Raw genomic sequence first — 18,041 nt, forward strand, 5'->3', positions numbered from 1 at the left:
AGATGCTCCCAGATACGGTCAAGCAAGCGATACAGTCGAGTTACTCCCGCTTCCTCAAGACCAAGCAACTCAATCCCCGCTACGGCCAGAAGTTGATGATCGCCGCGATCGCCCGCACCCTAGGGGCGATCCGTTTGGATGACGAGCAAAAGCGTTCCAACGATGGCCATATATGCGTGGTAGAGGCGGGAACCGGTACCGGTAAAACCGTTGCCTACCTGCTCGCCGCCATTCCCGCCGCTCAGGCATTAGGCAAAAAGGTGGTGGTGTCCACCGCAACTGTGGCACTGCAGGAGCAGATCGTTTTTAAAGACCTGCCGGACGTGCGCCAGAACAGCGGTCTGGCCTTTGAATACGGCCTCGTCAAAGGGCGCGGTCGTTATCTCTGCCTCAGCAAACTGGACCGGATTCTGGCGGAAAGCCACGAAGATCTGCTGTTCCTCTACGACGACGTCAGCGGCGGCATTTCCCCGCAGGACAAAACCCTATACCAATCCATGATGGAGCAGCTGTCCACCAATCGTTGGGATGGCGATCGCGACAGCTGGCCGGAAGAACTGCCGCAGGCAGCTTGGAGCCGTGTCACAACCGATCACCGTCAGTGCACCGGCCGGCGCTGCAGCTTTGTTCGCCAGTGTTCGTTTTTTAAGGCGCGGGATTCTCTCGACGATCTCGACTGCATAGTCGCCAATCACGATCTGGTGTTGGCGGATCTCGCCCTCGGCGGCGGCGCGATTCTGCCGTCGCCGCAGGACACCATCTATATCTTCGACGAAGCCCACCATTTGCCGGACAAGGCGCTTAGCCATTTTTCCGCGCACACCCGCGTGGTCTCCACCAGCCGCTGGCTCGGTATGAGTGAAGGACAGTGGAAGGGGCTGATGGAATCGCTGGCGGACGCGGTGCATATCATGCAGATCGCCGCACCCGTCGAAAGCGCGTTGAAAACCACCCGCCAGCTGCTCGATACGGTGCAGCCGCTGCTGGTGCCCTATATGGCGGAGATGGATCGCACAGCGCCGACACCGCGCTACCGTTTTCCCCAGGGACAGGTTCCCCCCGCACTGGAGGAAATTGCTCGACAACTGGCCAGCGCTTTCGGCGAGGTTTATCGTCTGCTGGACAAGTTGTGTAACGAGGTCAGCAAGCTGCTGGAGAGCGACCACTCGCCCGTGCCCATGGACGAACTGGAAGCGGTGTTTCCGCTGTTGGGGAGCTGGTGTTCCCGCGCGGAGGCGAACCAGGATCTGTGGAAAAGTTATTCCGACAGCACGCCCGACCCGAAATGGCCCATAGCCCGTTGGATTTCGTTGATTCAATACGAAGATACGGTGGATTTTGAAGTGGTATCCAGTCCGATTTTGGCCTCCCATACCTTGTCGCAACATCTGTGGCAGGTGTGCTGTGGCGCGGTGGCGACCTCGGCCACTTTGACGGCGTTAGGAAGTTTCGAGCGCTTTAAGTTGCGCGCTGGCACTCCCGCCGATGCCACTTATGAGGTGGTCCCGAGTCCATTCGATTTTGCCAGCCGCGGCGTGCTGCGGGTGCCGAAGGCAGCGGTGGATGGCAACCTCGTGGATGCGCACACCCAGGCCATAGTCGGTATGTTGCCGCGTTTGTTGAATCCAACTCAGGGGTCACTGGTGCTGTTCGCGTCGCGCCGCCAGATGCTGGATGTGCATGAACAACTGGACGATGAACTGCGCGAGCGAATTTTGATGCAGGGCAATGAATCCAAGCAGGTTCTGATCAAAGCGCATCGAGATCGCGTCGACGCAGGGCAGGGAAGTGTGCTGTTCGGTCTGGCGAGTTTTGCCGAAGGATTGGATTTGCCGGGCCGCTATTGTGAACATGTGATTATTGCTAAGATTCCTTTCGCCGTGCCGGACGACCCGGTCGAAGCTGCCATGGCGGAGTGGATCGAAGCTCAAGGCGGAAACGCCTTTATGCAAATCGCCGTACCCGACGCTGCCATCAAATTGGTGCAGGCGTGCGGACGGTTATTGCGGACAGAAGACGACGCAGGTGTTGTCACAGTGTTGGATCGCCGGCTGATCAGTAAACGCTACGGCAAGGCGATTTTGAATTCCCTGCCACCCTTTCGCCTGGAGCTGGACTATGACTGATCGCCATATCTCCGTCGGGGAGATTCTGCTCGATATCGAATGTGAACTGCGCCGTGCGCGTTTATGGGAAGACGAATTACCCAGTGAAGAGGCTCTCGCCAGCGATCAGCCCTTTGCGATCGATACTTTGCAATTTCACCAGTGGCTGCAGTTCATTCTGTTGCCGCGCATGCATATGCTGGTGGAAGAGCGCCTGCCGCTGCCATCTGCCTGCGGTATATCGCCTATGGCCGAAGAAGTCTACAAGGAAGAGATGGAGCGCATGAGGCCGCTGCTGATCCAGTTGCAGCGGCTGGACAAGCTGTTTGCAGGTTTGCCCTCACCCTAACCCTCTCCAGGAGGGAGAGGGAAAAGACAGGTTTTATTTAAACGCGGAACACTCCAAACAGAGCGCATAGGTGGTGTGGATTTTCTCGCGCAGCAACAGCGCTAGCGGTTCCGGCAGGTTGGAACTGATCTGCGCCAATAATCCCTTGTCCAGTCCCAGCCATTGAGTGATTTTGCTCTGCCAGAGCGCGTCGGCATCCGCGCCGAATAATTCGCGCACCAATTGTTCTTGTGGAGTCAGCTCCCGTTCAATCAGTTTCACACTGTAGTCTTCCAATCCTGCGCGCTGTGCTGCAGAGGCTATGGCATCGTTGAGATAGCCGATTTTGTCCACCAGTCCCAGCTCATGTGCGGCGAGCCCTGTCCACACCCGTCCTTGTGCGACTTTGTGAATCTCAGAAGGATCGGATTCGCGGTTCTTGGCCACGACACGCAGGAAGCGGTTGTAGATATGTTCAACGCTCAACTGCATTACTTGCACGGCTTCTTCCGGCATTGATTTGTCCACCCGCATAGCGCCCGCGAGGTCTGTGGTGCCAATGCCATCGGTATGAATGCCGAGCTTTTCCAAACTATGTTCCAGCGTTGGAAACAAGCCGAATACGCCTATGGAGCCGGTAAGGGTAGTGGGTGTTGCCCAGACTTCATCGGCGCCCATGGCCATCCAATAACCGCCGGATGCCGCCAGACTGCCCATGGAAACCACCACCGTTTTGCCCGCTTCGCGCACTTGCTCCAGCTCCTGGCGAATCACTTCGGATGCAAATGCGCTGCCGCCGCCGCTGTCGATGCGCAATACCAGCGCTTGCAGGGATTCGTCCTGGCGCACTTGGCGGATCAACTCGCTAAGTGATTCGCTGCCGATGGAGCCTTCCGGATGGTGTCCGTCCATGATGGTGCCGCTGGCGACGATCAGCGCTATGTTGCCGCTCTGTTTCTCCACCGGTGGCCATACGCGTTTTCCTTTGTAGTCGGCCAGTTCCATATAAAGCGGTTTTTCCGGATTGTCCGGCGCAGCGCCGAAGCGCTCGATCAGGGCTTGGGTGAGTTCCCGGCGCGAGCTGGCACGATCCACCAGACCGTGTTGCACAGCCAGTTGCGCGGTATCTCCCTGGGTGGCCAGAAGATGCTCGGACATATCGTTGATGAAGCGGGTGAGGGTACCGGGCTCCAGCTGGCGCTGCTTTTCCACCTGCTCGGTGTATTCCTGCCACAGAGCTTCCAGCCATTGGCGGTTGTGCTCGCGCGAGGCGCTGGACATTTCATTGCGCACATAAGGCTCAACGAAGTCCTTGTAGTCGCCAACTTTAAAGATGTGGAAATTCACTGCCAGCTTGTCGAGCACATCCTTGTAGTAATTGCGGTACAGGCCAAACCCGGTCAGGAACAGCGCTCCCAACTCGTTCATATGGATTTCGTCAGCGTAGCTGGCGAGAAAGTATTGTTCCTGCGAATAGCTATCGGCCAGAGCAATAATGGGTTTGCCTTGGGCGCGGAAGCGTTCAAGTGCTTGGCCAACTTCCTGCAGTTTGCTCAGACCGCCGCCTTGCAGGTTGTCGAGCTGTAACAAAAGCGCGCTCACGCGGGAATCCTGCGCGGCGCGGTCGATGGTATCCACCAGTTCCCACACAACAGTTTCCGCAGGACCTTCATTGCCAAAGCTTAATAAGCGGGCGGAAGGCGATGTGTAGGAAAGCTGATCAACCAATATGCCCGATGGACTGACCAGCAGAGGGGCTTGTTCCGGCAGCTCAGGTCCGCGCGATCCGAAAATCGCCAGCAGCACAGCAATCAGAATAATCAGGGTCAAAACATTGAGTACTGCGGTGCGCACCCAATTCAAACTGCGCCAAACCAATTTGGCCAGCCGCACTATAGGCGAGTGGTGTCTACGGTGACTCGGCATGAGATGTTTCCGTGGATGAAGAATGTTGTTGCAGCCAGCGGCTGGTGAGCATGGCAGTGATAAACAGGAATACGCTGAAGAAAAGCAGCAGATAATCAATCCAGGCGCGCGCCGGATGGAACACGCCTTCCACTCCCTTGATGAAATACAGCAACAGCACAAAACAAAAGCCGATATAGACTCGCGGTTTGTTGCGGATCAAGCCGGGAATAAAAATCCCCAGTGGGAGAACCTGAATCGCCCAGAGCACAATGTGGCTTCCGCCTGGACGAACGAATTGCCAGAGGGAAAGCGACAGTAGCAATACCGCCAATCCGGCGAGTGTGAGATGCCGCAGCAACGGCAGACGGGTTTGATCAGCCATTAACGCCGCTCCGCAAACTCAGCGCCAGCTGCGCCAGACGTTTTCCCTGGGCAAAGCACAGGCGGATTTCGTCGTCGGTCAGAGTGGGGTCGCTTTTCGCTCCCGCTGTATGCGAAGCACCGTAGGGTGTGCCACCGCTTTTAGTATGGTGCAGACCGGCTTCGGTATAGGGCAGGCCGGCGATGACCATGCCGTGGTGGAGCAGCGGCAGCATCATGGAGAGCAGGGTCGATTCCTGCCCCCCGTGCATAGACGCAGTCGAAGTGAACACGGTCGCGGGTTTATTAACGAGATGTCCGCCCACCCAGAGACTGGCGGTACCGTCCCAGAAATATTTCATGGGTGCGGCCATATTGCCAAAGCGGGTAGGGCTGCCGAGGGCGAGACCTATGCAGTTTTGCAGGTCGGCCGAGCTGCAATAAACATCGCCCGACGCCGGGATGTCTTCTTCAACCGCTTCGCACACAGTCGATACTTTGGGCACAGTGCGCAGACGCGCTTCTACTCCAACACTTTCAACACCGAGGGCGATTTGACGCGCCATTTCGCGGGTGCTGCCGTGCAGGCTGTAATACAACACCAATATGTAGGACATGCTCACCCCAACAATTGCAGGACGTTTTCCGGTGGGCGACCGAGCACTGCGCGACGACCTTTGACCACTATGGGGCGCTCGATCAATTTGGGGTGCTTCACCATAGCGGCGATCAGGTCGTCTTCGCTGAGTTTGGGATTGTCGAGTTTGAGTGCCTTGTACTCGTCTTCCTTAGTGCGCAATAGGTCGCGGGCAGTGAGTTTCAGGGTTTTGAGGAGGGTTTTCAGTGTGCTGGCGTCCGGTGGCGTCTGCAGGTACAGAACTATCTTAGGGGTTACGCCATTGGCTTCCAGAAGCGCCAGGGTTTCACGCGACTTGCTGCAACGTGGGTTATGATAAATCGTGACGGTTTCGGCCATGAGATCTATAGAACGTCTAAGTTAATAAGAAAGGCCACATTCTAGCCCGGATAAATTTTGTGGGCAGCGGGAATTTGGACTTCGCCGATATCAAATAAAAAGACGATCGGACGTCTCCGACATGCTGCGCATTTAATTCGCATGTTAACGACATCCGATCCAGAACTTTGGATGAGTCATGCCTGCGATAACCGATCTGATTCCACTGAAATGGCGTCGCCCTCTGTATACCGTCGGGCGATTTTTCCGCAACCTCTCCACCGACTATGTTGCGCACGACTGCTCCAAAAGTGCCGCCGCATTGACTTATCTTACCTTGTTTGCCCTGGTGCCGCTGATGACAGTGGTTTACGCGGTGTTTTCCTTGATTCCGGCATTCGATGGTGTGGCGGAAAAGCTGCAGAGTGTTTTGTTTGTGCATTTCATTCCGGAGAGCGGCCGGGAACTGCAGAGCTATCTCACGGAATTCTCCGCCCATGCGCGCTCGCTGACCGGGGTGGGGGTAGGGATGCTGGTGGTTACCGCCTACTGGATGCTGACCAGCATCGAAAAGACGTTCAACAACATCTGGGGAGTTGCGCGACCGCGCAAAGGTTTTACCAGCTTCCTGTTGTACTGGGCGGTGCTGAGCATTGGTCCGTTGCTGCTCGGTGTCGGCCTTGCCATCAGTACTTATGTGTTATCCCTGAAACTGGTGTTCAACAAGTGGGACACACTTGGCGTCAGCTCGGTCATATTCAGTGTATTGCCGTTTTGTCTGACGGTTATTGGTTTTGCTTTGCTGTTTGCTGCTGTCCCCAATTGTCGGGTGCCTTTTCGCCATGCGCTGATCGGTGGATTCACTACCGCCCTGGCGTTTCAAATATTGAAAGACGTTTTCAGTGAAGTGGTGGTGAGGTCGTCGATCCAAATCGTCTATGGCGCTTTTGCCGCAGTGCCGCTTTTTCTATTGTGGATCAATCTGGCGTGGACGGTGGTGCTCGCCGGAGCGATTCTGGTCCGCACTCTGGCGGAGCGCAGTTATGTGGTGCAGGAGAACAAGCTCAGCGACATGTTCGCGGCGCTTATGTGTTTGGAGCTATTGCGCGAACGCTGCCGTTCCGGGCGTACGGTATCGGATGGTGATTGTTACCGCATGGGAATAGGGGTAGTACATTGGCAGCGCCTGCGCACAAGCCTGGAAAAAGCCCACTGGCTCTCCCAAACCGCCAATGGCCGCTATGTGCTGATCCGCGATCTGCGCGATTTGACGCTTTGGGATTTGGCGAGTGTATTGAAGATCAGTTTGCAGGATCTGCAGGCCATGCCCTCCAAGTATGCCCTTGGAAACTGGCGCGAACCCTACCTGCAGCTCAGTCGCGAACTGGTTGATGAGGCACAGCGTATTCTGGGACGGTCACTGGAGGATTTGATGGTTGCGGCGAAGTCGTCGGAAGAAACTCAACCTCAGAGCGATTCGGAACACCCCGAGTTGCTGCTGCCACCGGGCAAACCTTAGCGCGGACGATTGTTAAACTGCTGGGTACTGGTGACAGCGCAAAGATTTGTAATAATCCGGCCAAGTTTGTTTCTCCGTCTATACTAAGCAGTATCACAGCGGTCCTGATTTCCCCCGTTCTATGGCAATACCTTTACTGATATGTGATGACTCCAGCATGGCGCGCAAGCAGGTTGCCAAGTCGCTGCCAGAGAGTTGGGACGTGAGCATTACTTACGCCAGCAATGGGGTAGAGGCGCTGGCAGCTATTCGGCAGGGCAAGGGTGAAATCGTCTTTCTGGATCTCACAATGCCGGAAATGGACGGTTTTAGCGTGCTGGATGCCATCCGCAAAGAAGACCTCAAAACCGTTGTCATTGTTATATCCGGCGATATCCAACCCGTTGCGCGCGAGCGAGTGTTGCAGCTCGGTGCGATTGACTTCATTAAAAAGCCTATAGATCAGGACAAGCTGCGCGAAACCCTTCTGGCGTTTGGGCTGCTCTAATACCTGCTTCCCTTTTTTGCGGAGAGGGCGTTCGGTAAGATGCCTGCCCCGTCACTCGGTTAAGCACTATGAACCTTTCTCATTTGGGAAACCTTTCCCATTTTGGCCAGCTTCTGGCACAAGACTCGCCGATCGTGCAACTGATGGAGGATCTGGGTGAAGCTCTGAGCCGCAATCCGGATATCCTGTTTCTCGGTGGTGGCAACCCCGCGCAAGTGCTCGAGGCGCAACAATGTTTTCAGAAGCATCTGCAGGCGCTCGCTGCGGATTCCAAAGCGACCAGTGATTTATTGGGTGTGTATCCAGCACCACAGGGGGCGGATTCCACCTTGCAGGCGTTGGCGGATTTTTTTGCGCTGGAATGTGGCTGGCGGGTTTCGCCAGCGAATATTGCGCTGGTCAGCGGCAGCCAGCTCGCGTTTTTTATTTTGCTCAACCTTTTTGCCGGACAGACATCTGACGGCGGGCAGCGGCAGGTTTTATTGCCGCTGGTGCCAGAGTATCTGGGATATTCCGCGCAAGGCTTGCAACACGATTTTTTTCAGGCGCGCAAACCGCTTCTCAAGCTCACGCAACCGAATCGCTTTAAATACGCACTCGATGCGGAACACCTCGATATAGACGCAACCGTCGGCTCTATGTGCGTCACTCGCCCGACCAATCCTTCCGGCAATTTATTGACCAGCGCAGAAATGGAAAAACTTGCCGCCGCAGCGCGCGCAGCGAATATTCCGTTGATCGTCGATATCGCCTACGGCACGCCATTCCCGGGATTGGTGTACGAAGCCTGCGAAAATCCCTGGCGTCCAGGCATGATCAATGTAATGAGTCTATCCAAACTCGGTCTGCCGGGCGTGCGCACCGCGATCGTGATAGCGGATGAACCCATTATTCACTGGGTGGCCCGCGCCAATACCATTATGAGTCTGGCCAATGGCAATCTCGGGCCAGCTTTGTTGGAACGCTTGATTCGCAGCGGTGATCTGGCTCGTCTCGGACACACAACTCTGCCGGATTTTTACCGCGGCCAGCGCGACTTTCTGGTCGATGCTTTGGATAAAGCGCTCAACGGCTTGCCATACCGGATTCACGAACCTCAGGGGGCATTTTTTGTATGGCTCTGGTTTGAAGGTCTGCCGGTCAGCAGCCAAGTGCTTTACGAGAATCTGAAAAAACTCGGCGTGCTGGTGATGGCGGGAGAACCGTTTTTCTTCGGTTGGGAGAAGAGCTGGCCGCATGCGCGGCAATGCCTGCGTTTGACCTATTGCCAACCGGAAGAAGTTCTTGCGCAAGCTGCGCAGATCATTGCCGCGGAAGCGCGCCGTTTGTTCGGCTGATAGGAGTGGTACAAGCCATTCCTAATCCTCTGATTAACCCTAAACCAAGCCAGGCTCTAAGTTATGGCTGTCGCCTCAATCTACCTCGCGCCAAATAAGACCTAAGAATCTTTTCTATCAAAAATCGCCTTATTTCCTTCGGTTATTAGGAAAAACCTTTCTTATCACGCTTATCGCCACTTTAGCCCGCTGGTCTTTCGCGCCCGTCGGGTGCTGTGAGGCTGCTCTAGTGTTATTTGGCGGGCTTCGTTTTTGCGCGAGGTGCGCCTGAACACCCGATTTGGGTAAGCCCAGAACACCTAATGAGAGTTGGCATCCATGAGCAGTTCCAATAGCAAGCAGCGCGGTTTCACCCTGTTGGAAGTATTTTCAGTGGTGGTTGTAAGTGGGGTGCTGGCGATGGCGAGCATGCCGCTCATCCAGGATTACAAACAACATCATGCTGCTGCGAGCATCCAGCAAAAATTCGCTGAGACTTTGACATTGGCGCGCGAACGGGCGGTTGGTGCTGGAGAAGCCACTTATGTCTGCGCAAGTCGGGATGGCAAAACCTGCGGCGGTGACTGGACCGACGGTTGGTTGGTCTATCAGGGAGGAGCGGCGAAACAGCTCGGTGAAGCTGTGCAAGACGAGGAAGTCATTCTGCAAGTCAAAAACGAAGATGTTTCCATTCCATTTCATGTCTTGAATGAAAATTTTGGTCGCGTAGCGGAAATTCGTTTTGACAATCGCGGATTTAATGCAGCGCAACAGCGCTTGATGGCGTTGAATTGCGATTCCAGCAGTCTGGCTGGAAAAGAAGCCATATTTGTCGAACGCAGCGGACGAGTGCGGATTGGTAAAAATTCCGAGGATGCGGATTTTTCCTGCCCCCAAGTGTGATAGGTGATTTATGAACCGTTTACGCCGTAATGAAGTCGGTTCCTCTCTGGTTGAAGTTGTCGTTGCATTGTTTGTACTTGCGGTGGGAATGCTGGGCGTATTGTCCATGCAAGTCAAATCCATGCAGTTCAATCAAAGCGCTTATTACTACACGCAGGCGGTTTATCTCGCCAACGAAATTCTCGAGCACATGCGTTCCAGTCCTGGTATTGCCAATACCTATTTAATTGGCCTGGAAGAAGCTGCTCCCACCGCCAGTAAAAATTGCAATGACACCAGTGTCACTTGCTCTCCTGCCGAATTGCGCAATTTCAATTTGAAACAATGGCGCGACAACGTGACCAGCACTCTGGTATCCGGCAAAGCATCGGTGCAGCGCGTCGGTGATTTTTATGCGATTACGGTTCAGTTCGACGATTCCCGCAGCTCAACCAAAAAGGACGGGACGCCGGAATTGAGTGAATATGTCTTGATGACGGAGATTTAATGATGAGTATCTCCTGCTATGGCAACCGGTCACGGAGATGCCAAAACGGTCTTTCGGTAGTTGAACTGTTGGTATCGCTGGTTATAGGTATGGCGGTGATCGCCGGCTCTGTTCAAGTTGTCGTATCAAGCAAACGCAATTTTCTCGACCAGGATGAAGTGTCTTTTATTCAAGCCAATGCGCGTTATGCGTTGGATTTGGTGAGTAAAGATATTCGCATGGCGGGCTATCTTGGCTGCGCTACAAAAAATTCTGTACAGCTTGCAAACTCCGTTAAAGATGATGCAGGTGGTTATATTTCTCTTTACGGCATCAAAGGATTTGAAGGCGAAACCAACACCGACGATTTTCCCGCAGATTTTAAAGATTTGGTTAAAGCTGGAACCGACGGAATTTTGATCCGTCGTGCCGCAGATGCTGGCGAGTTGGATGTCAAAAGTCACGTGCCAACTTCGGCCACCATACAACTTTGGGAAAATCACAATTATGCCCCTGGCAGCACTTTGATGATCGCAGATGGAAATTGCAGAAATGTCGGTCTCTTTCAGGTCAGTGGCCCAAGCGGTTTGCCTTCTAATCAAATTATTCACGATATGGGTGCAGGTAATTGCACCAAGCTTATTCGCGGAGATTTTGTCTGTGATGCCAGCTGTACTGCGACCTCATGCGGCACGGCCAATATAGCTACAGGAGAGTATGGCCCTGGTTCAAAAGTGATGGAATTTGTTGCGCACGCTTATTATGTCGGTGAATCCACTATGGTGCCGGGAATGCCAGCGTTATTTCGCCAAGTGTTTAACGCAAATGGAGCGCCAGGCACAGCTGCTGAAGAAATTGCATTGGGCGTTGAAGATATGGAAATTCTCTACGGTCTCGATACCAACAACGACGGCAATGTGGATCAATTGCGCAAAGCCAGTGAGATTGCCAATGATGCCGAATGGGACAAAGTGATCAGTGTGAAACTCAGCTTGGTTTTCCGCTCGCAAATGCCGGTTCTCAACACGGAAGAAACCAGAGTTTTGGCTGATACCGAATACAAAGATCGCTATATGCGGCAAGTCGTCAACTCCACGGTCCGCATTCGCAATAGGGGGTGATCATGTGTTGGCTGCAACAAAAACCAAATATCGTGCATGTTGGCAGAGGTAAACAATCCGGCACTGCATTAATTGTAAGCTTGATTATTCTGGCCGTGGTAACGCTGCTCGGCGTGACCAGCATGAAATCATCCAATACCGATCTGAAATTGGCGGCGAGTCAGCGCGATAGAGGTGTAGCGTTCGAGGCAGCGGAAGCCGCGTTGGTGATTGTGGAAAGCAATCTGGCTAATAGTCCTCCCAACAGAGAAAAATTATTTTCAACCTGCAGCGGGTCCGGGTGTTACAACGAAACCTGCAATGATGGTTTGTGTTTTGCGGGCAATTATCTGGCGACGGATACCGAAATTGATTGTCAGGTGGCGGATTCTTCCGAACGTCGAGTCGATTTCTGGAGTGATGCGACATTGAAAGTGTGGGAAACAGAAGGTCGCTACAAAACTGTCAAAATTGATAATTTGAAAACCGATGTGAAATACATAGTGGAATTTTTGTGTTTTGTTCCGCGGGACGCCGATACTCCTTTTGATGAAGCGGATTCACTGACCTGGAACAACGGAGCGCCTTTATTCCGAATTACGGCATTGGCGCAAGGCAATGGCGGCAGGGCGTCGGTAGCTTTGCAATCCACATACAAAGTATTGAACGGGTTCTGAGGCCGAGGTGCAGTTTATGAAAAAAAGAAAATTATTGGATGCAGCTCGAAAATTTATTGCGTTCAGCGTAGGGTTGGGTGTTGTCTCGCCTATGATGGCAAGTGCACAAACCATTGCGGATTACGCTTCAGTGCCACCTCTGCTGGCGGAAAGCGCTACACCCATGGTGATGTTGGCCATGTCCAACGATCATCAGTTGTTTTATAAAGCCTATACCGATTACGACGATCTGGATGGTGACGGCTATGCCGACACCACCTATAAAAACAGCATTGAATACGTTGGTTATTTCGATAGCAACAAATGTTACGTCTACGATACGACCAACAAGCTTTTTGTCCCTGTTGCACTGACAAATAACAGGTATTGCAATAAAACTACCCACAATCAGTGGAGTGGAAACTTCCTCAACTGGGCGACCATGACGCGCATCGATGAAGTGCGCAAAGTTCTCTATGGCGGATATCGTTCGATAGATTCAGATAGCGCGACGGTTTTGGAGCGTTCATTTTTGCCGAATGACGCCCACAGTTTTGCCAAATATTACAACGGTACGGATCTGAACAAATTAACGCCTTTTGGTACAGCTACGACTGGAATGGATACCGATACCAGCGGCATTACTATTTGTAATACAACGCGAGAATCCAGTGCTGGTGGTGTTATCTCGCAAAGTTCCACCAAACCGCCGTTGGCGCGTGTGGTGAAGGGAAATTATTCGCTGTGGGCTGCCAACGAACGTTACCAGTGCTTGTACTCCGAGGAGCAATCCGCGACCAATAGCAACCAATATTCGGTTACAGGATTGCGGGCAAAGAGTTCGAATCCATCAACCAATGATCGAATGAAAGAGGCAGATGGCACTACTGTGCCGGATTATGTGGTGCGGGTGTCCGTGTGCGTGGATGGTTTGGTCGGTGGTGAAGATTGCAAACAATATCCAAACGGCAATTACAAACCCATAGGCATTTTGCAGCGCTTTGGTGACAACCAATCGGTTATGTGGGGGCTGTTGACTGGCTCCTATAAGAAAAACAAATCTGGCGGTGTATTGCGCAAAAATATTGGTTTTATTACGGATGAAATCAACACAACAACCGACGGAACCTTTAAAAGTGCGCCGGCCACTGGTGGCATTATCAATACAATCGACAAATTGCGCTTGGCGAATTACCGATTCGGTAAAGACAAGTCGTCAGGAAACGATGACGGATCCTATAACTCCACCGACAAGTGCGCATGGGGTAAAAACAGTTTCAAAGACGGCGAGTGTACCAACTGGGGCAACCCGTTTACCGAAATTCTGCTGGAATGCTACCGCTATTTTGCCGGCAAAGGACCGAATAGCTCGTTTGATGCGGACGACAGCTCTCTGATTTCAGGTCTGACTCGGCAGACATCCTGGAAAAATCCACAAAATGCAGATACAGCATGTGCCAGCCTCAACGTTATCGCATTTAATGCCAGTACGGTTTCCTACGATAACGATCAATTGGATGGCGTCAGCGATTTGAATACCAATAAAACAGCGCGCCAACTTACCAAGATCGTCGGCGATGGTGAGGGAATTACCGATCAATACTATTTCGTCGGAACAAATGGTGGCACTGGAGACAATGCCAATCAGCTTTGTACCGCGAAACAAGTCACCGATCTCGGTTTAGTAACAGGTACTTGCCCTGATGCACCGCGCCTTAGTGGTTCTTATCTCGCTGCAGGGCTTGCTTATCACGCCAATACAGCAGATTTGCGCCCTGATATTGACGATAAACAATCGGTTACGACTTATGGTGTGACCCTGGCGCCCGCGTTACCAAATGTGGCTCTGACGGCGCCCGGTGGCAAACGCGTTTCAATTTTGCCTGCCTGCCGCAATTCTGAAATCGGTGGCAATTGCGGTCTGGTGGACTTTAAAGTGGTTTCGCAATCTGTCACACCAGAAAAATTGACCGGTAAGTTCTATGTAAACTGGGAAGATAGTGAGCAGGGCGGTGACTATGACCAGGATGTGTCCGGTGTCCTGACCTACGAGTTAACATCGACTCAACTGAAAATCACCACAGACGTATTTGAGTCTTCAACGCCCTATAAAATGGGGTTTGGATTTATTGTTGCCGGTACTACCAACGATGGTTTCCACAGTCTTTCGGGGGTCAATGGCTACAGCGGTTACGGCTGTACTAACTGCCAAGAGGGTGATTCCGCAAAAAGCAAAACATTTACTCTCGGTACATCAACAGTCGGTTCTTCCATTGTCAAATTGTTGGAACAGCCGCTGTATTACGCGGCGAAGTGGGGCGGTTTTGTTGATATCGATGGCGATGGTAAGCCCAATCTCGCCAAAGAATGGGATCAGCGCAATAACATAACCGGCGAAAGTGGTTCGGACGGTCAACCGGATACTTATTTCTATGCTACCAGTCCCAACCAATTGAAAAATCAACTGACCAATATTCTGGTATCAATTCTGGATCGCACAGCATCTGGAACATCAGCTGCAGTGGTTGCGAATACCGGAACCGGTGAAGGGGCGATTTATCAAGCCCTTTACAATCCGCGTTTCAGTGCGGCCAATGGTGTAGATGCGGTGGATTGGGTGGGTACACTCAATGCACTGTTTATCGATACCTACGGTTTTATTCGCGAAGACAATGCTGAGCCAAAAGGAAAGCTGACTGTTGAAGATAATATCGTCGATATTTTCTATAACCCGGTCAGCCAAAAAACTCAGGTGCAACGTTATTCCGCAATGGCGGATGGTTCTCAAGGCGAAGCTATTGGAGCGCCTGTCGATGTACTCGACATCAAACCCATCTGGAGCGCCCGTGATGAATTAGGCAAAGTCACGGATTACGTTACGCAAAGAGCAAAATATTCCGATATCGCGAACAGTGGTCGTTACATCTTCACGAGTATCGACCTTGATGGCGATGGTCAGATTGGTATGAAGTCGGAATTTGATGAAACCTTTGCTTTTGTTCCTGAGACATTCGCCGACAATGGCGAAAATCAGTATTACCGCCTGTTAGGGCTGAAAAGCGCCAATGCGAGTGATGCGGAAAAAATCGTCAAATATGTTCGCGGTGAAGATATTTCCGGATATCGCAATCGCCGCATCGATGTGGACGGCGATGGCAAGCTTGAACCTGTTCTGCTCGGTGACATTGTGAATTCTTCTCCACTGGCCGTCGGTCGTCCTTCCAGTGGTTATGATTTGGCGTTTGGCGATGAAACCTATCGTGAATTCCGCCAAAAATATCAAAACCGCCGGCAGGTGGTTTATGTCGGCGCAAACGATGGCATGTTGCACGCGTTCAATGGTGGGTTTTATAACGCGTCGACCTTCAGCTATGAATTGAGTCGTTCTGGTGAAACCAAACACGCACTGGGTGCGGAGCTGTGGTCTTATATTCCCTACAATGTGCTGCCGCATTTGCAGTGGCTGACCAAGCCTGATTATCCGCACGTATTCTTCGTCGATGGCACCGTAAAAAGCTATGACGTCAATATTTTCCCGAATGATGCAACGCATCCGAAAGGTTGGGGAACTATTTTGGTGGCAGGTCTGCGTTTTGGTGGCGGCGATTACACGCTAGATCCTGAAAATGATGCAGATAACGATCCGAGCAACGATATTACTTTGCGCTCTTCGTATGTGGTTCTCGACATCACGGATCCGGAGCAGCCACCTAAAGTCCTTGCGGAAATTACCCATCCGGATTTGGGCTTCACCGTGGCGGAACCTGCGCTCATCAAAATGCGCGCTGGCAGCTCTTCGACTGGCTCTTATTTAAACCCGAGCTTGAATAAATGGTATCTCGTTTTTGGCTCCGGTCCTGCTGGCTCTACTGCAGCTGGTCGACAACAAGCACTGACATCAGCTGTCAGTGACAAAACTGCCAAGCTCTTTATTTACGACTTGGCCAAAAAAGAGCTGACTGTTAAAGACACTGATGAAAAATCCAGTTTTATTGGGGGTATTCATTCAGTTGACTGGACCCGCGACTATATCGACGACGCCATTTATTTTGGTTTGGTGTCCGGGAATGTCAGCAATGCAAGCGGCAAATTAATGCGTGGCCTCGTGCAAGACACAGATGGCTCATTGACGCTGACGATTGGTGAAGTGCTGGATGAAACTGCGCAACCTTTCAGCGCGACGCCTCTGACCGTGCGCGATCGCATGGGAGAATATTGGGTTTATTCCGGTACCGGGCGTTTTTATGTAGTGGAGGATAATTTCACTACCGCGCAGCAATCTTATTACGGCATCAAAGAGCCGCAAAAGAATGGCAAGGTTGTAAATGATGTGGTGAAAAAAGCGGATTTGATCAACACCACTGATATTCGGGTATTTACCGATGGCAGCGTGGATTCACGGGAAAAACCCGGCACAGATATTATTTTGAAGGGTTCTGCTCAACCGGCTAAAACCTTCATGGATGTCTACAATGCGGTACAGAGAAACCATGGTTGGTATTTTGATTTCGATCGCCTGCGCTCACGCAATGTGACTCAGGCAGTAGTATCGGATCAGTCTCTGGTATTTACGGAATATCAACCCAGTGGCATGAAATGTCAGCCGGAAGGGTTGGGATTCCTCAATGCGCCGCATTTGCAAGCGGGTATTCCGGGAGCCTTCGCGCCGCTCGGAACTGACTCCAGCTCAGTCAATGAAGATGGAGCGGAAGAGGTGAAATTGAGCGATAACCTTGGTCTCGGCAGTCCCTCATCACCGGCAATACATCAACGCGGTGACGGTAAAAAGGTTGCGGTGGTGCAAACCTCTACAGGGGAACTTTCAACCAATGTTATTGAGAATGGCGCAACTCAAGGACAGCGAGAATCTTGGCGAGAAGTGATTATCAATCGGTAAATGGCCGCATGAAGAGACAAAGTGGATTCTCGCTGATTGAATTTGTATTAGTGGCACTGACAATCGCGCTGTTAATTGCCATCATTTTTAAAAATTATGCGGAAGCGGTGGTGCAGGAACGACGCACCATCGCCCAGCAGGCACTGTATACCGTGGTTGGTTTGCAGGAGCGCTGGTTCGTTCGTATGTCGGAATATGCCCGCAGTATCGACCAGGTTGGCGGCGCAGATGCGGCTGGCGATTATTATGTGCTGCAAATTACTCAGGATCCCTGCGGCAATACCAGCTGTTTTACCGTGACAGCAGTGGCGCAAGGTGAGCAGACTGACGATCGCGACTGCGAAAAAATGTCGATCAATAATCTCGGCGTTAAACGTGCGGTGAGTCGCGATAATCGTGATACCACGGATAAATGTTGGGAGTCCTAGAGATCCGGTTCGTCCTCGGGTAGGGCGTTGCAATTAATTGGCTTTTTGTCGACGTGTGCTACCAAGCCATTTTCCAACGGTCGGGCGACGTAGCTTCGGCCAGACATATTGGCGCTGATGCGGCGAATTAAATATTTATCTTCTTTTTTCGGGCAGAGGTAAAAGCTTCCGTAGGGATGCGCTCTGCCATCGTTGTGGTACCGGATAAAACCCGCTCTGCTGGAGGCTCGCAAATGTAACGAGCCGTCAAATTCCGCAGCCAATTCAAATTCGATTTTTTCCTTTTGATTGACTTTTCGATCGCCATTTTCGTCGACGAATACAACAAACTTTTTGATCTTGTCGCGGGTGCATTTCATGTTGTCATCGACACCGCAGAACAGAACTTCTTTGCCGGAAAATACAGCTAATTCGCGTGCTTTAGTCAAGTGGCGGAGAATTTCCCGGGCGGCAGTATCGGATTCCTGCTTGAGTTTGTAGCTGCGCAGATTGGGAGCGGCAGCTCCGAGTAGAAGCGCTGCCAAAGCGATGGTAACAAGTACTTCGAAGACAGTGGTGCCTTTGTCCTTTTTCATATGCCCTCCATGGCAAGTAAACTCCTGCACGAATCATG

Annotated in this window: 16 protein-coding genes; 11 read left to right on the plus strand and 5 right to left on the minus strand. The window is 52.1% G+C overall.

Annotated elements, in window-relative coordinates; translation table 11 throughout:
- Nucleotides 1-2 precede the first annotated feature (2 nt).
- The gene (dinG, locus tag DWB84_RS03915; protein WP_187408429.1) at nucleotides 3-2,126 is read left to right on the plus strand and encodes an ATP-dependent DNA helicase DinG; all 2,124 of its coding nucleotides are present in this window, start codon (nucleotides 3-5) and stop codon (nucleotides 2,124-2,126) included.
- On the plus strand, nucleotides 2,119-2,454 hold the full coding sequence (locus DWB84_RS03920) for a YqcC family protein (protein WP_187408430.1): 336 nt from the start codon (nucleotides 2,119-2,121) through the stop codon (nucleotides 2,452-2,454). Before dinG ends, DWB84_RS03920 begins: the two co-directional genes overlap by 8 nt.
- 33 nt (nucleotides 2,455-2,487) lie before the next feature.
- On the opposite strand, the gene sppA is transcribed toward DWB84_RS03920, so the two are convergent.
- Genes sppA through arsC form a run of 4 tightly spaced genes read right to left on the minus strand, consistent with a single transcriptional unit; the run spans nucleotide 2,488 to nucleotide 5,677 of the window.
- Nucleotides 2,488-4,359 carry a signal peptide peptidase SppA gene (gene sppA, locus DWB84_RS03925; RefSeq protein ID WP_187408431.1) on the minus strand — a complete coding sequence of 624 codons (1,872 nt, stop codon included), beginning with the start codon at nucleotides 4,357-4,359 and terminating at the stop codon, nucleotides 2,488-2,490.
- Entirely contained in the window at nucleotides 4,343-4,723 is a 381-nt protein-coding gene (locus DWB84_RS03930) for a DUF2069 domain-containing protein (protein ID WP_187408432.1), read from the minus strand. The genes sppA and DWB84_RS03930 overlap by 17 nt, the downstream gene beginning before the upstream one ends.
- Nucleotides 4,716-5,318 (minus strand): NAD(P)H:quinone oxidoreductase, encoded by a 603-nt coding sequence (wrbA, locus tag DWB84_RS03935; RefSeq protein ID WP_187408433.1) that lies wholly within the window; start codon nucleotides 5,316-5,318, stop codon nucleotides 4,716-4,718. The genes DWB84_RS03930 and wrbA overlap by 8 nt, the downstream gene beginning before the upstream one ends.
- Before the next feature lie 2 nt (nucleotides 5,319-5,320).
- Nucleotides 5,321-5,677 carry an arsenate reductase (glutaredoxin) gene (gene arsC / locus DWB84_RS03940; protein WP_187408434.1) on the minus strand — a complete coding sequence of 119 codons (357 nt, stop codon included), beginning with the start codon at nucleotides 5,675-5,677 and terminating at the stop codon, nucleotides 5,321-5,323.
- 178 nt (nucleotides 5,678-5,855) lie between these two features.
- On the opposite strand from arsC, the gene DWB84_RS03945 reads away from it, so the two are divergent.
- The 9 genes from DWB84_RS03945 to DWB84_RS03985 all read left to right on the plus strand — a co-directional run bounded on the left by DWB84_RS03945 (nucleotide 5,856) and on the right by DWB84_RS03985 (nucleotide 17,428).
- A complete protein-coding gene (locus tag DWB84_RS03945; RefSeq protein ID WP_187408435.1) occupies nucleotides 5,856-7,175 on the plus strand; it encodes a YihY family inner membrane protein in 1,320 nt (439 codons plus the stop codon).
- A 121-nt stretch (nucleotides 7,176-7,296) separates the two neighbouring features.
- Complete coding sequence (locus DWB84_RS03950) at nucleotides 7,297-7,662, plus strand: response regulator (protein ID WP_187408436.1); 366 nt, start codon at nucleotides 7,297-7,299, stop codon at nucleotides 7,660-7,662.
- A gap of 68 nt (nucleotides 7,663-7,730) precedes the next feature.
- Nucleotides 7,731-8,999, plus strand: coding sequence for a valine--pyruvate transaminase (locus tag DWB84_RS03955; RefSeq protein ID WP_187408437.1), 1,269 nt, complete (start codon nucleotides 7,731-7,733; stop codon nucleotides 8,997-8,999).
- 318 nt (nucleotides 9,000-9,317) lie between these two features.
- Nucleotides 9,318-9,881, plus strand: a complete 564-nt coding sequence (locus tag DWB84_RS03960) for a GspH/FimT family pseudopilin (protein WP_187408438.1) — start codon at nucleotides 9,318-9,320, stop codon at nucleotides 9,879-9,881.
- A gap of 10 nt (nucleotides 9,882-9,891) precedes the next feature.
- The gene (pilV, locus tag DWB84_RS03965) at nucleotides 9,892-10,368 is read left to right on the plus strand and encodes a type IV pilus modification protein PilV (RefSeq protein ID WP_187408439.1); all 477 of its coding nucleotides are present in this window, start codon (nucleotides 9,892-9,894) and stop codon (nucleotides 10,366-10,368) included.
- Nucleotides 10,368-11,468: a PilW family protein gene (locus DWB84_RS03970; RefSeq protein ID WP_187408440.1), complete on the plus strand. Its 1,101-nt coding sequence runs from the start codon at nucleotides 10,368-10,370 to the stop codon at nucleotides 11,466-11,468. The genes pilV and DWB84_RS03970 overlap by 1 nt, the downstream gene beginning before the upstream one ends.
- Nucleotides 11,469-11,470: 2 nt before the next feature.
- Nucleotides 11,471-12,124, plus strand: coding sequence for a PilX N-terminal domain-containing pilus assembly protein (locus tag DWB84_RS03975; RefSeq protein WP_187408441.1), 654 nt, complete (start codon nucleotides 11,471-11,473; stop codon nucleotides 12,122-12,124).
- Nucleotides 12,125-12,140: 16 nt separating this feature from the next.
- Complete coding sequence (locus tag DWB84_RS03980) at nucleotides 12,141-17,000, plus strand: pilus assembly protein (protein ID WP_187408442.1); 4,860 nt, start codon at nucleotides 12,141-12,143, stop codon at nucleotides 16,998-17,000.
- Nucleotides 17,001-17,008: 8 nt separating this feature from the next.
- The gene (locus DWB84_RS03985; protein ID WP_187408443.1) at nucleotides 17,009-17,428 is read left to right on the plus strand and encodes a type IV pilin protein; all 420 of its coding nucleotides are present in this window, start codon (nucleotides 17,009-17,011) and stop codon (nucleotides 17,426-17,428) included.
- On the opposite strand, the gene DWB84_RS03990 is transcribed toward DWB84_RS03985, so the two are convergent.
- Nucleotides 17,425-18,003: a GspH/FimT family protein gene (locus DWB84_RS03990; protein WP_187408444.1), complete on the minus strand. Its 579-nt coding sequence runs from the start codon at nucleotides 18,001-18,003 to the stop codon at nucleotides 17,425-17,427. The two genes, DWB84_RS03985 and DWB84_RS03990, sit on opposite strands and share 4 nt — an antisense overlap.
- Nucleotides 18,004-18,041 lie beyond the last annotated feature (38 nt).

This window comes from Saccharophagus sp. K07, assembly GCF_014336955.1.
GTDB lineage: Bacteria > Pseudomonadota > Gammaproteobacteria > Pseudomonadales > Cellvibrionaceae > UBA5868.

What these genes read in the sequence shown, in the direction of transcription:
- dinG (WP_187408429.1), top strand. Translation starts at nt 3, where the DNA reads ATGCTCCCAGATACGGTCAAGCAAGCGATACAGTCGAGTTACTCCCGC.
- DWB84_RS03920 (WP_187408430.1), top strand. Translation starts at nt 2,119, where the DNA reads ATGACTGATCGCCATATCTCCGTCGGGGAGATTCTGCTCGATATCGAA.
- sppA (WP_187408431.1), bottom strand. Translation starts at nt 4,359, where the DNA reads ATGCCGAGTCACCGTAGACACCACTCGCCTATAGTGCGGCTGGCCAAA.
- DWB84_RS03930 (WP_187408432.1), bottom strand. Translation starts at nt 4,723, where the DNA reads ATGGCTGATCAAACCCGTCTGCCGTTGCTGCGGCATCTCACACTCGCC.
- wrbA (WP_187408433.1), bottom strand. Translation starts at nt 5,318, where the DNA reads ATGTCCTACATATTGGTGTTGTATTACAGCCTGCACGGCAGCACCCGC.
- arsC (WP_187408434.1), bottom strand. Translation starts at nt 5,677, where the DNA reads ATGGCCGAAACCGTCACGATTTATCATAACCCACGTTGCAGCAAGTCG.
- DWB84_RS03945 (WP_187408435.1), top strand. Translation starts at nt 5,856, where the DNA reads ATGCCTGCGATAACCGATCTGATTCCACTGAAATGGCGTCGCCCTCTG.
- DWB84_RS03950 (WP_187408436.1), top strand. Translation starts at nt 7,297, where the DNA reads ATGGCAATACCTTTACTGATATGTGATGACTCCAGCATGGCGCGCAAG.
- DWB84_RS03955 (WP_187408437.1), top strand. Translation starts at nt 7,731, where the DNA reads ATGAACCTTTCTCATTTGGGAAACCTTTCCCATTTTGGCCAGCTTCTG.
- DWB84_RS03960 (WP_187408438.1), top strand. Translation starts at nt 9,318, where the DNA reads ATGAGCAGTTCCAATAGCAAGCAGCGCGGTTTCACCCTGTTGGAAGTA.
- pilV (WP_187408439.1), top strand. Translation starts at nt 9,892, where the DNA reads ATGAACCGTTTACGCCGTAATGAAGTCGGTTCCTCTCTGGTTGAAGTT.
- DWB84_RS03970 (WP_187408440.1), top strand. Translation starts at nt 10,368, where the DNA reads ATGATGAGTATCTCCTGCTATGGCAACCGGTCACGGAGATGCCAAAAC.
- DWB84_RS03975 (WP_187408441.1), top strand. Translation starts at nt 11,471, where the DNA reads ATGTGTTGGCTGCAACAAAAACCAAATATCGTGCATGTTGGCAGAGGT.
- DWB84_RS03980 (WP_187408442.1), top strand. Translation starts at nt 12,141, where the DNA reads ATGAAAAAAAGAAAATTATTGGATGCAGCTCGAAAATTTATTGCGTTC.
- DWB84_RS03985 (WP_187408443.1), top strand. Translation starts at nt 17,009, where the DNA reads ATGAAGAGACAAAGTGGATTCTCGCTGATTGAATTTGTATTAGTGGCA.
- DWB84_RS03990 (WP_187408444.1), bottom strand. Translation starts at nt 18,003, where the DNA reads ATGAAAAAGGACAAAGGCACCACTGTCTTCGAAGTACTTGTTACCATC.